At 43.4% G+C, this 14,012-nt stretch carries 22 protein-coding genes; 6 read left to right on the top strand and 16 right to left on the bottom strand.

All coding sequences use genetic code 11. The annotated features are described in order from the left end of the window. Window positions 1-17: 17 nt before the first annotated feature. The 3 genes from F3J26_RS17655 to F3J26_RS17645 form a co-directional block, all read right to left on the bottom strand. Entirely contained in the window at window positions 18-476 is a 459-nt protein-coding gene (locus tag F3J26_RS17655) for a DUF943 family protein (RefSeq protein WP_166995297.1), read from the bottom strand. Window positions 477-541: 65 nt separating this feature from the next. Further along, window positions 542-1,003 carry a DUF943 family protein gene (locus F3J26_RS17650; protein WP_166995148.1) on the bottom strand — a complete coding sequence of 154 codons (462 nt, stop codon included), beginning with the start codon at window positions 1,001-1,003 and terminating at the stop codon, window positions 542-544. Then, entirely contained in the window at window positions 987-1,838 is an 852-nt protein-coding gene (locus F3J26_RS17645; protein ID WP_166995146.1) for a YPO3983 family protein, read from the bottom strand. Before F3J26_RS17645 ends, F3J26_RS17650 begins: the two co-directional genes overlap by 17 nt. 209 nt (window positions 1,839-2,047) lie before the next feature. On the opposite strand from F3J26_RS17645, the gene F3J26_RS17640 reads away from it, so the two are divergent. After that, window positions 2,048-2,296 carry a DUF3455 domain-containing protein gene (locus F3J26_RS17640; RefSeq protein ID WP_286180325.1) on the top strand — a complete coding sequence of 83 codons (249 nt, stop codon included), beginning with the start codon at window positions 2,048-2,050 and terminating at the stop codon, window positions 2,294-2,296. 65 nt (window positions 2,297-2,361) lie between these two features. Here F3J26_RS17640 and F3J26_RS17635 read toward each other — a convergent pair whose 3' ends face one another. Together F3J26_RS17635 and F3J26_RS17630 are read right to left on the bottom strand one after the other, a co-directional pair. Further along, complete coding sequence (locus F3J26_RS17635) at window positions 2,362-2,751, bottom strand: putative T6SS immunity periplasmic lipoprotein (RefSeq protein ID WP_166995144.1); 390 nt, start codon at window positions 2,749-2,751, stop codon at window positions 2,362-2,364. Continuing rightward, window positions 2,748-3,299: a type IV secretion protein Rhs gene (locus F3J26_RS17630; protein ID WP_166995142.1), complete on the bottom strand. Its 552-nt coding sequence runs from the start codon at window positions 3,297-3,299 to the stop codon at window positions 2,748-2,750. Before F3J26_RS17630 ends, F3J26_RS17635 begins: the two co-directional genes overlap by 4 nt. Before the next feature lie 210 nt (window positions 3,300-3,509). Here F3J26_RS17630 and F3J26_RS22710 point away from each other — a divergent pair, with 210 nt between their 5' ends. Next, a complete protein-coding gene (locus F3J26_RS22710; protein ID WP_286180324.1) occupies window positions 3,510-3,641 on the top strand; it encodes a hypothetical protein in 132 nt (43 codons plus the stop codon). An 18-nt stretch (window positions 3,642-3,659) separates the two neighbouring features. Further along, a complete protein-coding gene (locus tag F3J26_RS17620) occupies window positions 3,660-3,893 on the top strand; it encodes a DUF3455 domain-containing protein (protein WP_336710368.1) in 234 nt (77 codons plus the stop codon). Window positions 3,894-3,963: 70 nt separating this feature from the next. On the opposite strand, the gene F3J26_RS17615 is transcribed toward F3J26_RS17620, so the two are convergent. From F3J26_RS17615 to F3J26_RS17605, 3 genes are read right to left on the bottom strand one after another with little or no spacing between them, the layout of a single operon-like run. Next, a complete protein-coding gene (locus tag F3J26_RS17615) occupies window positions 3,964-4,431 on the bottom strand; it encodes a DUF943 family protein (RefSeq protein WP_166995140.1) in 468 nt (155 codons plus the stop codon). Window positions 4,432-4,490: 59 nt separating this feature from the next. Beyond that, window positions 4,491-4,949, bottom strand: a complete 459-nt coding sequence (locus F3J26_RS17610; protein ID WP_166995138.1) for a DUF943 family protein — start codon at window positions 4,947-4,949, stop codon at window positions 4,491-4,493. Further along, complete coding sequence (locus F3J26_RS17605; protein WP_166995136.1) at window positions 4,933-5,790, bottom strand: YPO3983 family protein; 858 nt, start codon at window positions 5,788-5,790, stop codon at window positions 4,933-4,935. Before F3J26_RS17605 ends, F3J26_RS17610 begins: the two co-directional genes overlap by 17 nt. A 244-nt stretch (window positions 5,791-6,034) precedes the next feature. On the opposite strand from F3J26_RS17605, the gene F3J26_RS17600 reads away from it, so the two are divergent. Next, window positions 6,035-6,487, top strand: a complete 453-nt coding sequence (locus F3J26_RS17600; RefSeq protein WP_166995134.1) for an acyltransferase — start codon at window positions 6,035-6,037, stop codon at window positions 6,485-6,487. Between the two features lie 233 nt (window positions 6,488-6,720). On the opposite strand, the gene F3J26_RS22705 is transcribed toward F3J26_RS17600, so the two are convergent. Continuing rightward, the gene (locus F3J26_RS22705) at window positions 6,721-6,915 is read right to left on the bottom strand and encodes a hypothetical protein (protein WP_286180323.1); all 195 of its coding nucleotides are present in this window, start codon (window positions 6,913-6,915) and stop codon (window positions 6,721-6,723) included. Between the two features lie 167 nt (window positions 6,916-7,082). After that, the gene (locus F3J26_RS17590) at window positions 7,083-7,430 is read right to left on the bottom strand and encodes a putative T6SS immunity periplasmic lipoprotein (protein ID WP_166995132.1); all 348 of its coding nucleotides are present in this window, start codon (window positions 7,428-7,430) and stop codon (window positions 7,083-7,085) included. Window positions 7,431-8,014: 584 nt separating this feature from the next. Between F3J26_RS17590 and F3J26_RS17585 the strand changes: the two genes are divergently transcribed. Continuing rightward, a complete protein-coding gene (locus tag F3J26_RS17585; protein WP_166995130.1) occupies window positions 8,015-8,290 on the top strand; it encodes a helix-turn-helix domain-containing protein in 276 nt (91 codons plus the stop codon). Window positions 8,291-8,530: 240 nt separating this feature from the next. On the opposite strand, the gene F3J26_RS17580 is transcribed toward F3J26_RS17585, so the two are convergent. The 6 genes from F3J26_RS17580 to F3J26_RS17555 all read right to left on the bottom strand — a co-directional run bounded on the left by F3J26_RS17580 (window position 8,531) and on the right by F3J26_RS17555 (window position 12,730). Then, complete coding sequence (locus F3J26_RS17580; protein WP_166995128.1) at window positions 8,531-9,367, bottom strand: DUF4942 domain-containing protein; 837 nt, start codon at window positions 9,365-9,367, stop codon at window positions 8,531-8,533. A gap of 114 nt (window positions 9,368-9,481) precedes the next feature. Next, window positions 9,482-9,802 (bottom strand): TA system toxin CbtA family protein, encoded by a 321-nt coding sequence (locus F3J26_RS17575; RefSeq protein ID WP_166995126.1) that lies wholly within the window; start codon window positions 9,800-9,802, stop codon window positions 9,482-9,484. 36 nt (window positions 9,803-9,838) lie between these two features. Continuing rightward, entirely contained in the window at window positions 9,839-10,120 is a 282-nt protein-coding gene (locus F3J26_RS17570; protein WP_353621176.1) for a type IV toxin-antitoxin system YeeU family antitoxin, read from the bottom strand. A gap of 54 nt (window positions 10,121-10,174) precedes the next feature. Next, a complete protein-coding gene (radC, locus tag F3J26_RS17565; protein WP_029989648.1) occupies window positions 10,175-10,645 on the bottom strand; it encodes a RadC family protein in 471 nt (156 codons plus the stop codon). A gap of 70 nt (window positions 10,646-10,715) precedes the next feature. Then, window positions 10,716-11,534 (bottom strand): DUF932 domain-containing protein, encoded by an 819-nt coding sequence (locus F3J26_RS17560; RefSeq protein WP_205246552.1) that lies wholly within the window; start codon window positions 11,532-11,534, stop codon window positions 10,716-10,718. A 248-nt stretch (window positions 11,535-11,782) separates the two neighbouring features. Continuing rightward, on the bottom strand, window positions 11,783-12,730 hold the full coding sequence (locus F3J26_RS17555; protein ID WP_166995124.1) for a hypothetical protein: 948 nt from the start codon (window positions 12,728-12,730) through the stop codon (window positions 11,783-11,785). 606 nt (window positions 12,731-13,336) lie between these two features. Here F3J26_RS17555 and F3J26_RS17550 point away from each other — a divergent pair. Next, entirely contained in the window at window positions 13,337-13,951 is a 615-nt protein-coding gene (locus tag F3J26_RS17550) for an inovirus Gp2 family protein (protein WP_166995122.1), read from the top strand. Window positions 13,952-14,012: the final 61 nt, after the last annotated feature.

Raw genomic sequence — 14,012 nt, 5'->3', positions numbered from 1 at the left:
TTCAGGGGAACGGGCGTTTACAGATATTTTATCAGCTCCCCTTTTTCGCCTAATCGATATTGACCATCACGAAAAATAACTACTGTATTTTTATATCTATCCTGCCACACCGTAAAAGCTTTATCTTTATCGATACAATTTAACGGTGGTTCCAGATCGTCAAAACATAGCCGATCGTAACCATCCGTTTCTACATAACCGTCCCCAAAATACCAAAATATAATTTCAAAAAAATCATCTTTCCCTGTACCTGGAACATCATATTTTTCTTTGAGCATATCTTTATTTTTCAACCACCAGTGTACTTTACCTTTATTTGTTAAGGGGAAGTTTTTCACTAAAATGTGGCTATAACTATTTCTCTTATGAACTGCAACAATTTCTACCGGTCGAAATGCTAACCATAAGCAATATCCTGCCAATAGACCGCCAGCTAGAAATTTCAGTCCCCTTATTATGTTACCTTTCAATTTAATCACTCCAAAAAACTGACTAAAATATAAAGCATTTTCTGTCTATTCAAAACTGCAGAAATTATATTCTAATATTCAAGCCTGACAATCTTACCGTTCTCTTCCTCTCGATAAATAGCATCATCCACAGTAAATGTAATTCCTCTGTTTTTACTATTCCTTATAGTAAAAACAGAGTTTTTATCAATGCAGTTTATTTTGGTATTCATATCATCAAAACATAGCCTGTCATACTTACCCTCTTCTTTATAGCCATCCTTAAAAAGCCCAATAGTGATAGTAAAACCCCCATAAGATGCAGGCTTTGGAATATCATACTTTGCTTTAAGTGCATCCTTATTTTCTAACCACCAGTCAATCTTACCTTTGTCTGTGAACGGGAAGTTCTTGACCAAAATACTGCTATAGTTATTTCTCTGATGAACAGCGACGATTTTAACGGATCGAAAGAACAGCCATAAGCAGTATACCGCCACTATACATCCAGCCAGACAGAAAAAACCCACCATCATTTTATTTTTTAACTGCATTTCGCCGCCCAATAATATGAATAGTGGCTTCCATATTGGTAATAAATGGTTTGAAGGCAAACTCGCTGTAGCGTTGCAGGACAAACCATATACGAAATAATCGAATACTTTTAAATTTTATTTTTAAAATATCATCATCATCCAATCCAAAATGATCCTGAACTTTATAGTGAACCTTAGCGTGATATTGTTCGTTATCAATCGTTAGGGACTTAATTGTGATATGCGTTGCCCAGGTATCATGCACGGTAATTCCCATACCATTCACCCGATCCCGAAGACGATCGAATTTTGGTAGTATTCCGTTCATAATTGTTTCTGTTAGCTCATTTTTATATTTTGCAGGATAACATCTACGCTCCCAATCAATTTGGATATCAAAAACTTTCTTCAGACGGAGCCGCGTACTGTTTTCCTCCGAGCGATCGCTCAATATTTGCTCCTCCAGCGCACTATTCAGTAATGGATGACTGAAAGGCTTCCCGCCACACTTTTGCATGTGCGTGATCATTAGTTCGATCAAAGATGTGTAAGGACCGTCCCACGAAAAAGGACGTGATAAATACCGGAACTCATCAAAGAGGATGCGAGCGCACTCCCATTCTGTCAGTTTTTTTACCTCCTTCTTAGGGCGAAAGAACTGCACCATCGGATGCTCATATGAAGGGATCTCCGTCAACGTGTAAGGATTTACACTTGTAGAAATATCTGTCAGGTGGAATTTTGCCTTCAGATCGATTTCGGACAGATCGCCGGACTTCATATCTTTGGCGTTTTTGTCATTCATCTTTTTCTGGGTTTCAAATATCTTGCAGGGAAATTGCAATGCCGGCATAAATCACGTCCTTGTATATTGTTGTCTCTATCATCCCGGTAGCCAGGCATGATAAGCAGCCTTTAGCCACTGTGTAAGTGTTGTACCTTATTAAGAGTCTGAATTCAGATTTCTTAATTGGGATTTTATTCATATCAGAGATGTTGATTTACGTCGTTCCCCGGCGCCACGGCTTCCACGTACACACTAGTCCGAACTGCGGGCCAGGCATGCAGGACGGCAAAATGGTGGCCGGCGCGCTAAGCGCCACTCGCCCGTCGAAAGATAAAGGCTCGATTCCGTGGCTGCTGCTGATCGGCACTTCAGACGCACAGCCGGGCCTGTTCGCCAACGTGAGCAGCATCCAGCGCGTGGACATCCACGGCGGCGTAACCGGCCCCACGGTTTGCGACCCGGCAACCTTTGGCGCGACGCTGAAAGTGCCTTACACGGCAACCTACAAGTTCTATACGAAGTAGCAGCATAAAGCCCTGGCCTTACTGCCAGGGATTTATGCTGCTGGGATAAATTCAGAGAGTCAGCACTAATTCGGGTGCTGAATACTTATTCCGCCGGAAGCGTTCTCCGTGACAGAAAACTCTGCGGTGACCAGATGAGAGGAAGAATTATCAGATTTTACATCGTAAGCGACTGAGTATTTTTTGCCGGGAGAGAAGGTAAAACCAAAGGCTGGCAGACAGTCTCCCTTCGCGACATAAACTGGAGCATCATCGAAAGTCTTGTACTGCACGTTCCCATGCCCTTCGTTAATTTGCACGGCCGTTATGCGCTCGTCGCTGCCAAGCGGAGACACCACGCAAACAATATTACCTTTGGCCACGACTTCTGCAGGCTGACGCGGCACCATTCTGTCGCCCGGACCAGGACACCCGGCCAGCAAGAGCACGGCAGCGGCTAACAAACATTTTCTCATAGAGTTGTTCTCACCTTCCCTGTGACTATTTTGCGATACAGCACCGGAACTTCACGGCTACTGTCTGTACCTCTGTATTTCCCCATTCGCCCGGGCCTTTGGTAGTAGGACCACACGTCTATACCATAAACCAATAACAGCCAGTAATCCGCTAAAATGGAGGCCTGCTGCTCCAGGGAATAATCTGTTAGCGCCTCTTTATCTAATTTATAGGTATATTCAGCCGCCCAGCTAAAAGCCCCCCTTAGCCTTACCCATTGCCCGTGTTGATGTTGCCACACATGGCCCAGCTCATGGATAAAAACATATTTATCTTCAAGAAAGACGCTGCCAGATGAGAAATCATCTTTATACATCCTCTTGCGGTACCACAATTCTCCGTTTGGCGTCATCGCGTAGTTTTGTTTCTGCAGGCCGAACGGGAGATAGCTGTCGCAATGAATCCATACTCGGCTGTAAGAAATTGAATCGCCGAAAACCCGGCGAGCCATTGCAATTTCGCCCAATGTCATTCTTCTGAGGCTGCCCTCTTCCGCCTGTGCGCTCATTCCTTTTCCTTAAGGTTTGCTTTTCCACAGCATAAAACCAACGCTCAATATAATCTATGTCCCGATTTCTTATTTTTCGATAGTCAGAATTTGGCGCTTAGAAATTTATGGGATAAAAAAAATGTTATGTAGCAGATGGTTCCAAAAAGTTGTGGCCGTTGGGCAGTGACCTCTGTCTAATGGAGACCACTTTATTCGCCAGGAAAAACCATGATGAAAATCCTGAAAAGCGGCATCCGCGACGTGATTGCCAGCGAAGACGTTACCGTGGTTGAGCCGGTTATGTTCAGCGACAAAGGCCTGAAGCACCTCGTCGGCAAACACTTCGACGGCCCACACTGACAGGGGACGGACGGCAGCGTGGTGGCCGGAGCGCTAAGCGCCACTCGCCCGTCGAAAGATAAAGGCTCGATTCCATGGCTGCTGCTGACCGGCGCTTCCGAAACGCAGCCAGGCCTGTTTGCCAACGTGAGCAACATCCAGCGCGTGGAAACTCGTGGCGGCGTAACCGGCCCCACGGTTTGCGACCCGGCGACCTTTGGCGCGACGCTGAAAGTGCCTTATACGGCGACTTATAAGTTTTATACGAAGTAGCGGCATGCAAAGTCCTGTCTGAAAGGCCGGGGCTTTGTGCTGACGGAGTTGTCTTCAGGGGAACGGGCGTTCACTGATATTTTATCAGATCCCCTTTTTCGCTTAATCGATATTGACCATCACGAAAAATAACTACTGTATTTTTATATCTATCCTGCCACACCGTAAAAGCTTTATCTTTATCGATGCAATTTAACGGTGGATCCAGATCGTCAAAACATAGCCGATCGTAACCATCCGTTTCTACATAACCGTCCCCAAAATACCAAAATGTAATTACATAAAAACCATCCTTCTCTGGCCCTGGAGCACCATATTTTTCTTTGAGCATGGCTTTGTTTTTCAACCACCAGTGTACTTTCCCTTTTTTTGTAAAAGGAAAACCTTCCACTAATACATCGCTGTAACTATTTCTCTGATGAACAGCAACAATTTCTACCGGTCGAAATGCTAACCATAAGCAGTATCCAGCCAATAGACCGCCAGCTAGAAATTTTAGTCCCTTTATACTACGTCTCAACAATTCGGGTACTGTCATGCTTATTCAACCTTTATAATTAAAATTTCTTATCAATATCTCTGCCGTACAACCAACCATTATTTATTGATTTTTATAACCCTGCCATTTTCATCAATTCGATAAATCCCATCGGAGAGAGTAAATCTGGTTCCATACCTCTTGCTATTACCGACAGTAAGCACTGTGTTTTTATCAATGCAGTTTACTTTTGTTGCCATATCATTGAAACAAAGCCGATCATATTTCCCCTCTTCTTTATAACCATCATTAAACAGCCAAAAAACAACACTAGAACTACCGTAGGATGAAGGCTTAGGAATATCATACTTCGTCCTTAGCATTTCTTTATTTTTCAACCACCAGTCTATTTTACCTTTGTTAGCAAAAGGAAAATTACTTACTAAGACATCGCTATAGCTATTTCTCTGGTGTACGGCAATAATTTCTACCGGACGAAATAACAACCATAAATAACACACTAAAAAAACACCACCAGATAATAACAGGCTAATTATTATTTTATTTTTTAATTCCATTACACCGCCCAATAATTTCAATGATGGCTTCCATATTGGTAATAAATGGTTTGAAGGCAAACTCGCTGTAGCGTTGCAGGACAAACCATATACGAAATAATCGAATACTTTTAAATTTTATTTTTAAAATATCATCATCATCATCATCCAATCCAAAATGATCCTGAACTTTATAGTGAATTTCAGCGTGATATTTTTCGTTATCAATCGCTAGGGACTTAATTGTGATATGCGTTGCCCAGGTATCATGCACGGTAATCCCCATGCCATTCACCCGATCTCGAAGACGATCGAATTTTGGCAGCCTGCCGTTCATAATAGCATCACTCAGATCCTTTTTTTGTTCTGCTGGATAGCATTTTCTATCCCAGTCAATATTAGTATCAAAAACTTCCTTTAGGCGGAGCCGCGTACTGTTTTCCTCCGAGCGATCGCTCAATATTTGCTCCTTCAGCGCACTGTTCAGTAATGGATGACAGAAAGACTTCCCGCCACACTTTTGCATGTGCGTGATCATTAGTTCGATCAAAGAGGTGTAAGGACCGTCCCTCGAAAAAGGACGTGATAAATACCGGAACTCATCAAAGAGGATGCGAGCACACTCCCATTTTGTCAGTTTTTTTACCTCCTTCTTAGGGCGAAAGAACTGCACCATCGGATGCTCATATGAAGGGATCTCCGTCAACGTGTAAGGATTTACACTTGTAGAAATATCTGTCAGGTGGAATTTTGCCTTCAGATCGATTTCGGACAGATCGCCGGACTTCATATCTTTGGCGTTTTTATCATCCATCTTTTTCTGGGTTTCAAATATCTTGCAGGGAAATTGTAAGGCCGACATAAATCACGTCCTTGTATATTGTTGTCTCTTCCATCCCGGTAGCCAGGCATGATAAACAGTCGCTTGCCACTGTGTAAATGTTGTACATTATTAAGAGTCTGAATTCAGATTTCTTAATTGCGATTTTGTTCATATCAGAAATGTTGATTTATATCGCCACCAATGGCTCTACGATAAATTGGGATCATAAAAGCCCATGAGTTATGCTCAATAAAATTCATTCTATTCACCGGGGCAGACCACTATGAAAATACTAAAAAGCGGTATCCGCGACGTAATTGGCAGCGACGACGTCACCATTGTGGAGCCGGTCAACCTCTACGAATGCACGCTGCAGAGCGGCGTATTCGTCGGGCCTTTTGTTGAGATCCAGCGCCACTGCATGATCGGCTCTGGTACCCGCGTCCAGTCCCACTCGTTCCTGTGCGAAAATGTCACCACCGGCAAAAACTGCTTTATCGGCCACGGCGTCACCTTCGCCAACGACCTGTTTCGCAGCGGCAGGCCAGACCCCAACCCGGAGAACTGGATAGCCATTACCCTCGGCGATAACGTTACCATAGGCAGCGGCAGCACTATCCTGACGGAGCATATTTGCAGCGGCGCGGTGATTGGCGCAGGCAGCGTGGTGACGAAAGATATTCTGGTGGCTGGGGTTTATGTTGGGAGCCCGGCGCGATTGGTGCGGGAATTATAACGACTGCCGTTAGCCGTAAAGCTGATAACCGGCATAATCGCGACGCCATCGGAATAGAACAAGTCAGAGTTGGTAAACGAATACACACGACCGGTGAGCGTGACGTTAACGTGGCTGCCATAACCCGTAACCTGCGCATTGCTTACTGCTGATATCAAAAACGGGGCACGATTCTTCAGATGCTCCACTGGATCGCCAGATAGATTGCCGTCCAGATAATAGCGATAGACATCCTAAACCGTAGCGCCTCCGCCGTTGTAGCGGGTAATATATAAGAACGTAGCATCGGTGACTTTTTGGCGGGCGAAAAACACCTCATTCGGCGAGCCATTGAAGTAATACTGATATACCGCATAGCCGCCCACAAGTAATAACAGCACAGCCGTTAACGTACAATGCAGGCTATTAATAACCGAGTTGTTTGGCATAATCCATTCCCTGTTTAATCCAGCACCGATCGTGTGGTTCATACCCAAGAAAATTCACTGACTTTTAGATTCTGCTTATAGCTTTGTAGCCCCCGGCAGGCAGTATATAATCACCTACAATTTACATTTCATTTTTGCCATAAAGAAATAAGCAGGCAAAGACATTATTAATAATCCGTATTGGTGAGCTGCCCATTGTTGTCAATAAAAAATCGGTGTATATAGCGCTTATCATTTAGGCCATAAGAAATGACATAGCTATAACCGTCCTTCCATTTCACATCAATGCAATTATCAGGATATTTTAGATATAACCCTTCATCATTTTTTATTACGGTGTATCCTGTTTCCTGAATTGATTCTATTCGGTAATAATTCAACACATCATTTTTATCAACGCTGAAACAGAGCTTTTCGTCATTGATGTACGTATATCTTGCCTGTGGCGCAGGTTTACCCCCTGGGCAACCTGTAAGCATAATGACAACCGTAAATATAGACGCTATTTTCTTCATAATAGATGCTTCTTGAAATAGGTACTGCATTTGTATATTTAACTGCCGGTTGAAATGAAGGAAACTTTATTAAGGAATCCAAACGCTGCTGTAACTGTAAAGGGTTCTAGCAGTGTCACCTCACCTAATGTTAACTGCCTGACTCCCCCGGGAGTTATAAGTGTGTCCGATGTAGGTTTTGTCCTTTCACCAACTACAATTAAAAATCCCTTTTCGTATTATGATTAACTGTCCATCGTACTACCCTGTGATAATTAAAGATAATAACCAGTTGGGAGATTATTCTTAAATCGTGAAAAATTAGATAGTGGTCACAAGTTAGCCTTCGCTAAAGAAGGAAATGAAATATTAAAATAATTTCTAATAGAACGTACTTTATTATTTAAACAAAACCCATCAAATATCTTCACCAATTAACAAGTCATGCATGTGAATTATTAAATCAATATCGAAAGATAACGTTATCTCATACTACTACTCATGAGGATAAAACTACGTTTTGCGTAGTATCCAGCGATTTCTTTTTCTTTTAAGTTAGCTATCAAACTAAGAAATAACCGTTAAATCAATAGTTGGAGGAAATCATGGCTAAAGGTTGGAATCCGGCGGACATCATCGCCGGTTTATGCAAGAAAGGAATATCGTTGGCAGCACTTTCACGAGAATGTGGCCTGGCTTCTTCAACGCTGGCAAATGCGTTAACGCGCCCATGGCCGAAAGGTGAGTTTTTGATAGCTAAGGCGCTTGGGCTTCATCCTTCTGAGATATGGCCTGAACGGTATGTTGGGGCTGATGGGGAGATTGTTGATCGTGAGAGATCTCTTCGCGGGAATCGGGAGTTAATGCCTTCGTCTCAGTGATTGCCTGGTCGTAAAAGTTTTGGGACAAACCGCTTATATGTGGCGAAGGCCGGACTCGCCAAATCAATATAACAATCTGAATTACATAAATATTAAATCATTTAAACCTTCGTTATATACTCACTTGTATACTCAATTGATTTTAGTTTGCCATCATTATAAATCAATGAGTTAGATCAATGCGTATAATCTCAGTTTTGAGCCATTTTTACCAGCAGGAAGCAACTGAAACTCTCCGCTTCAACGAGGCTTAGCTAACATCCCCGGATAGTGTTTCGCAATAATGTCATTCATCCTTTCTATCAACTCCAAGCGCTTGAACGTCAGATGGGCTGTTCCCTTTTGAAAGTAACGAATACTGAAGAACTCATCCTCGTAAACATCCTTAGCCGGGCTATCCCGAATATGTTCCATCAATCGGGTAGAGATATCACCACGGTTGTCGGGTATGGGTTTGCCATCAAGTAAAAACAGCATCCGCTCCAGATCAGCCAACTGATCCCGCCGCCAGCCCCAGTTAAGACTGAATCCCCAGCGGTTATGCGTCACCAGATTGTTAATGATGATCTTCTTACCAAAGCTACAAGGACTATTGATCTTATAATCCCATGACAGACCTTTGAACACATTGATGATCCCACGTTCAAAGACATCCATTTTATTCAGATGTAACTGCTCAAAAGTACTGAGTATATTCGCCTCGCTGATGGCAGGCAGATCGCCCTCCTCCAGGTTCTTATGCCACTGGTCGCGCGCCTGAGCATCCATCAATGCCATCATGCCAGACTTCAACATCAAATCACGCCAGATACTACGGTCAATATTGCGGGTGACGGCAGGTATCGCTTTATCAGCCTTCTCAGTCAGCCAGCTATCGAAGCGGTGCCCGGACTTCATTGCCCAATCTTGAGCTGTGCCACCGCCAATTTCTGAGGTTAGTCGTGAAATGGCATCAAGCTGCTGAATAAGTTGTTCTATCTGTTTCAGTGCGGCATCGCGGCCAGTGACCACACGTTCGATATTGGTCGAAAGGATAAGTTCGTTGTGATCTGTTAACACGTCGGGTTCTGTTTGCATAGTTAATCGTCCATAAAAGCAAACACGCCTGCCAGGAGTGGCAGGCGCATTATGCGATGAATAAAAAAGGTTGGAAGTTCAGAGGTAAAAAACCAGGAATGAGGCTCGAAGAATTCAGGTATTTATTAATCCTGCAGCTCGCCTGGCTCTGAGAATATCGGTGGCGGTCAAGAATGGCGTCTGCTCCTGCCATGTAAATCCTTTGCGGTCGATGCGTACCAGTTCATAACGTTCCACCAGAAAATTAACAGCATCGGCGAGCGTGATTCCTGCGTCGATATGCTCCTCAATGGCTGCGTCGTCATGAAATGGTGTGTCGTTAAGCGTGAGGCCGTAATGGTGCTCCAACAGATACGTTAAAAGTTGTTGCCAGACCTGCACGGGCGACAGACGTGACGAAACCGGCACCGTGGCCGGTACAGATGAAATGTGCATGGGTAGAATCCTGAGAAAAGAAGAAGAGAGAAGGTGTTACGGGGTTGGATAAATAGAGATGTAAACGTAACCGCAGCTACCACGGGTGTCAGCTATGCAGATTAAACCCGTAAGATGAATGTTCACCTGATGTTGCTGATGTGGATTTAGTTCGCCAGCACGCAGCATATCTTCCAGTTGTTCTACAATCAGCGGGAAAGCCAGATCTAATTTCTGCAGGTGAATTGGGCTAAAACTCCCCGTCAATCCAGCCCTGTCAGCCAGGTAATACAGCCGGTTGCCTTCCTGAACTAATCTTGCGCCAAATCGAGGGGTGATATCGCTTTATAGACCCCATTCATGAGGTGGTGTGATTGACATGAAAACCTCCGTTTAAAGCAAACCCTGCTCAGCAAAAGAAACCACTTCATTCCCAACAACCAAATGATCCAGCACTCGCACTTCTACCAGTGCTAGCGCTTTTACTATCCGCTGAGTGATGTGTTTGTCCTGCTGACTGATTTCTGTCGTACCTGACGGATGGTTATGCGCCAGAATTACCGCAGCGGCATTGTGTTTCAGAGCCAATTTAACCACTTCACGGGGATGAACTTCGGTATGGCTGAGTGTGCCGGTAAATAGCGTTTCGCATCCCAGTAGGCAGTGCTGATTGTCGAGATACATCACGATAAAAACTTCACGCTCCTGATGAGCCATCTGTAATTGCAGCCAGGTCTTAGTGAAGCTGGTGGAGGTAAATGGCTCACTCGGTTGACGCTGATATTTCTCCAGCAGGCGTAATGCCCGACGAATGACGCGTTGCTCGTTTGCAGGAAATACCGGGGATAAATTAAATACAGACATATTTGTTCCTTAAAACAAAAAGCCTCGCCGGTTTATTGGCAAGGCCTGAGGGAAGGGATAATAAAAAGGTTCATGAGGCAAGCTGCAGCATATTCTCAGCCATCACCCACAGAGCACGGTTGAGCTTTACATCACCGTCGATACCTTTAACAGCGCGTGTATGGGCGCGTTTACCTTTGGTGGTTCGTCCAGACAGACCGCCTTTAATCAGATTTTCCTGAATGCGCTGATAAGTGGTCCACAGGTCGTTACTCTCATCCTGCCAGCGGCGCGGGGATAGGATTTGCGATTCCGTCACCGGTTGATGCTCTTCACCAAAGCGATAAGTTAATGCCGCTTTTGCCATCGCCTGCTGAGCAGGTGGCGGTAACATCAGCGACTGCATGGCATCGCGTTTCTCTTCTACGCGATCAAAAATCCCCAGCACTTCGTAAGCTCCTTCAATGACTTTCTCCACCACGTTGCCTTTATGTGGCACACGTACCTCTCCAAAACTCTCACCGCAAATTAGTCCATTCTGGCAAACCGATCTGAATAACCCCGGCAGCATCTGGTATGAGCTGGAGCCGTCGTGGCTATTAAGCAGTATGATTTCAGGCACCTGCTTGCCAGTGATCTGGCCTTCGCGACGCAGACGTAGCATGTGCTTAGTATGTTCGCGTTTGCTCTGGTCTCGGACTCTAGTCTGGCACGCAAAGAATGGCTGAAAGCCTTCACGTTGCAGGTTATCAAGCAGGGTTATAGTCGGAATGTATGTGTAGCGATCGCTGCGGGATTCGTGTTTATTTTCTCCAAATACGCTTGGGACGTAGTGCATCAGTTCATCATGTGTTAATGGGCGGTCGCGTCGGATTTGATTTACGCTACCAAAGCGGCTTGCTAATTTCATAATAACTTCCTTAATAATAAGTATAAAAAACAGTCCAGATAGACTGAAAAGATTGTGGGCTGGGAAATTAGTAATTAAAAATGGTGGAGGTTGTTTGGGGAGGGTAACAATGATTGATGGTGTGTCGGTATTGAGTCGTATACCTTCATTGCATATATATAAATAATATAGCTCTGAAATAAAACATATCTGAACTCCCCCTGTTATAATAACAAAGGGAGGTATGAATTAAGCGCAATAATAATATATCAGCCGTGTGATAATCTTACCTCTATACCTTGAACCCTTTCGTCAATTAGTCTTTCGATAACTGACATTTTATCTGACTTGTAAAATTCAGCCAAGAAATTCAAACGTTCTTCATGGGCATCGCTGATAGATTCTCGCTCCCGTTTTTCCGACTGCTTCCGTCTGAAGTTTTTTTGATAGAATGCTTTGTTTATTTTTCTTATAGCTTTCTGTTGTATTTCATCACTAGCCACCCATAAATCTAACATGGCAAAAATGGAGTGGAAAGTTTCTACACTATTAAGTGGTTCCGGGATATGCACTGGGTCTAATTTGTTGCCTTCACCACTAGCGTGTTCTTTCTGGAATTTTTTGATGTAATTATAAGCCCATGTACATATATCGGTATGATCCTGAGTAAGCCAGCGTAATTTTACCTGCTGGTGATCATTTGCTCTCCAGAATACAAGGCGGTCATATAACCATTGCCTCATCAACGGTGCCTGATTAGTTTCAATATTGATAAAGTCCAGTAGTGCAACAATGATTGAGTATCTTTCGCTATGGCTCACGGGAGAATCTGTTAATCCAGCTTTCTGGTACCAGTTTGAGTTTGTTCCCAATTTTTTATTGATTGATTCCATGCAGCGGGAATCAAGACACATCAAGCCCCATAGCCAAAAGGTTGCCCTTTCATTTTCTTTTAGCCAGCTAAAATACTTCTCTGGGAGTAGCGTTGTATTAATTGCAAGCTCAAGCGTGGAAATGAAGTTGCTCCTCTGAATTGGATCGGGACATCCAACTTCAAGTGCAGTATTAATAATTCGCTCTGAGAGGGCTGTATCTGGATTGTTCCCGTCAAAAGCAAACTGTTTCATTCCCTGAATGTTGTTTCTGATGTACCAGAAGAGGAATCTGCTGGTTCGTATGTCCTTCACTACTATTGATGAGCGTACATTAACGGCCATTTTTCCACCTTTAAACTATGTAAAACCAGTCAAAATCATTAGTGCTATTATGAAGTTTTTTGGAAGAAAAAACGTAGCAATAAATCAAAAAAGTAGAAAAAAATGTAGTAATTACGCGTTTTTTCATAGTAATTTTGTATGGTTCACGTAGTTTTTAAATTAAAGTTAAAACCCTCAATTTTCTCCAAGAAAAAGGCTGGTTAGTGTTAAATTTGGCCCCTCTGTAGCCAAAGTAGCTTCACAGACTGAAGCCTTCAAAACAAAGACAAAGGTGTGCCACCTTGAAGAACTTTTCACCGTAGTTGTTCATACAGAAATGAATATAACCAGTCATAACTTAAGAGTTTAAATATTTATTACTGGACAGGGTTACTTAACTTCTTTCACCTGTGAATAATGGTTTTGCACTCTGCCACTCCCCTCTTTCTATTATTAAATACTGCCGGTATTAATATTATATTTATCTTCCAATCATTAAATTCTGCATGTATAAGGCATAAAAGCAGTTATTAAGATAAGTGATACCACTTTTCTGAGATCGATATAGTTCAGTAAAAAGTCACTACAGCACTTATGGCTATGTAATCAACCACAAGGAGCTGAACCATGAAACTGAATGAACGCTATGGCAAGACCAATGCACACTATATGAAACGTCTGGAAGAGATTACCCACTATGCAATGGAGGACTACGCAAGAGTTCTGGCATTTCGGGTGGATTTACGGCTGCCATCTGATAATCAGCATAAGGGATATGATTCAACGGTCATTACCCGTTTTATTGCATCACTTAAAGCACAGATAGCAGCGTATCTAAATAAGCGCAGGAGAGAGGGTAAGCGTATTTATCCCTGTAAACTGAGATATGTCTGGGTAAGGGAATTTGGCGAAGAGAAAGGCAACAAGCACTATCATATGCTCCTTCTGGTAAATCGTGAGATATTCAGAAATACCGCGCTCACTATGGATAGGTCAGCACAATATCGGGGACTGTTGGTGGGGATGGTTGCGCGCGCATGGGCTGTAGCTCTTAAGCGTACCGGAGATATGGCAGATAAAGTGCCATTCCATTTACCGGGCGTGTCTTATGAGCTGAATCGCAGGAATGGCACGAATACAGACTTTTACCGTAGCTACATTTATCACATCAGCTATCTGGCTAAGGAGTACACCAAAAACCACGATGACGGCGAACGTAACTTTGGTTGTAGTCAGGGATAGGTAAAAAGTAATTTATTACCGGAGAAGTGATTGTAATGACGGAGCACGCAACATGACCTTA

The organism is Enterobacter sp. Ap-867 (assembly GCF_011752855.1).
Taxonomy (GTDB): domain Bacteria; phylum Pseudomonadota; class Gammaproteobacteria; order Enterobacterales; family Enterobacteriaceae; genus Cedecea.
Note: the sequence above shows the minus strand (reverse complement) of the source record. Positions and strands in the feature narration are given on the sequence as shown.

What these genes read in the sequence shown, in the direction of transcription:
- F3J26_RS17650 (WP_166995148.1), bottom strand. Translation starts at nt 1,003, where the DNA reads ATGCAGTTAAAAAATAAAATGATGGTGGGTTTTTTCTGTCTGGCTGGA.
- F3J26_RS17645 (WP_166995146.1), bottom strand. Translation starts at nt 1,838, where the DNA reads ATGCCGGCATTGCAATTTCCCTGCAAGATATTTGAAACCCAGAAAAAG.
- F3J26_RS17640 (WP_286180325.1), top strand. Translation starts at nt 2,048, where the DNA reads ATGCAGGACGGCAAAATGGTGGCCGGCGCGCTAAGCGCCACTCGCCCG.
- F3J26_RS17635 (WP_166995144.1), bottom strand. Translation starts at nt 2,751, where the DNA reads ATGAGAAAATGTTTGTTAGCCGCTGCCGTGCTCTTGCTGGCCGGGTGT.
- F3J26_RS17630 (WP_166995142.1), bottom strand. Translation starts at nt 3,299, where the DNA reads ATGAGCGCACAGGCGGAAGAGGGCAGCCTCAGAAGAATGACATTGGGC.
- F3J26_RS22710 (WP_286180324.1), top strand. Translation starts at nt 3,510, where the DNA reads ATGATGAAAATCCTGAAAAGCGGCATCCGCGACGTGATTGCCAGCGAA.
- F3J26_RS17615 (WP_166995140.1), bottom strand. Translation starts at nt 4,431, where the DNA reads ATGACAGTACCCGAATTGTTGAGACGTAGTATAAAGGGACTAAAATTT.
- F3J26_RS17610 (WP_166995138.1), bottom strand. Translation starts at nt 4,949, where the DNA reads ATGGAATTAAAAAATAAAATAATAATTAGCCTGTTATTATCTGGTGGT.
- F3J26_RS17605 (WP_166995136.1), bottom strand. Translation starts at nt 5,790, where the DNA reads ATGTCGGCCTTACAATTTCCCTGCAAGATATTTGAAACCCAGAAAAAG.
- F3J26_RS17600 (WP_166995134.1), top strand. Translation starts at nt 6,035, where the DNA reads ATGAAAATACTAAAAAGCGGTATCCGCGACGTAATTGGCAGCGACGAC.
- F3J26_RS22705 (WP_286180323.1), bottom strand. Translation starts at nt 6,915, where the DNA reads ATGCCAAACAACTCGGTTATTAATAGCCTGCATTGTACGTTAACGGCT.
- F3J26_RS17590 (WP_166995132.1), bottom strand. Translation starts at nt 7,430, where the DNA reads ATGAAGAAAATAGCGTCTATATTTACGGTTGTCATTATGCTTACAGGT.
- F3J26_RS17585 (WP_166995130.1), top strand. Translation starts at nt 8,015, where the DNA reads ATGGCTAAAGGTTGGAATCCGGCGGACATCATCGCCGGTTTATGCAAG.
- F3J26_RS17580 (WP_166995128.1), bottom strand. Translation starts at nt 9,367, where the DNA reads ATGCAAACAGAACCCGACGTGTTAACAGATCACAACGAACTTATCCTT.
- F3J26_RS17575 (WP_166995126.1), bottom strand. Translation starts at nt 9,802, where the DNA reads ATGCACATTTCATCTGTACCGGCCACGGTGCCGGTTTCGTCACGTCTG.
- radC (WP_029989648.1), bottom strand. Translation starts at nt 10,645, where the DNA reads ATGTCTGTATTTAATTTATCCCCGGTATTTCCTGCAAACGAGCAACGC.
- F3J26_RS17560 (WP_205246552.1), bottom strand. Translation starts at nt 11,534, where the DNA reads ATGAAATTAGCAAGCCGCTTTGGTAGCGTAAATCAAATCCGACGCGAC.
- F3J26_RS17555 (WP_166995124.1), bottom strand. Translation starts at nt 12,730, where the DNA reads ATGGCCGTTAATGTACGCTCATCAATAGTAGTGAAGGACATACGAACC.
- F3J26_RS17550 (WP_166995122.1), top strand. Translation starts at nt 13,337, where the DNA reads ATGAAACTGAATGAACGCTATGGCAAGACCAATGCACACTATATGAAA.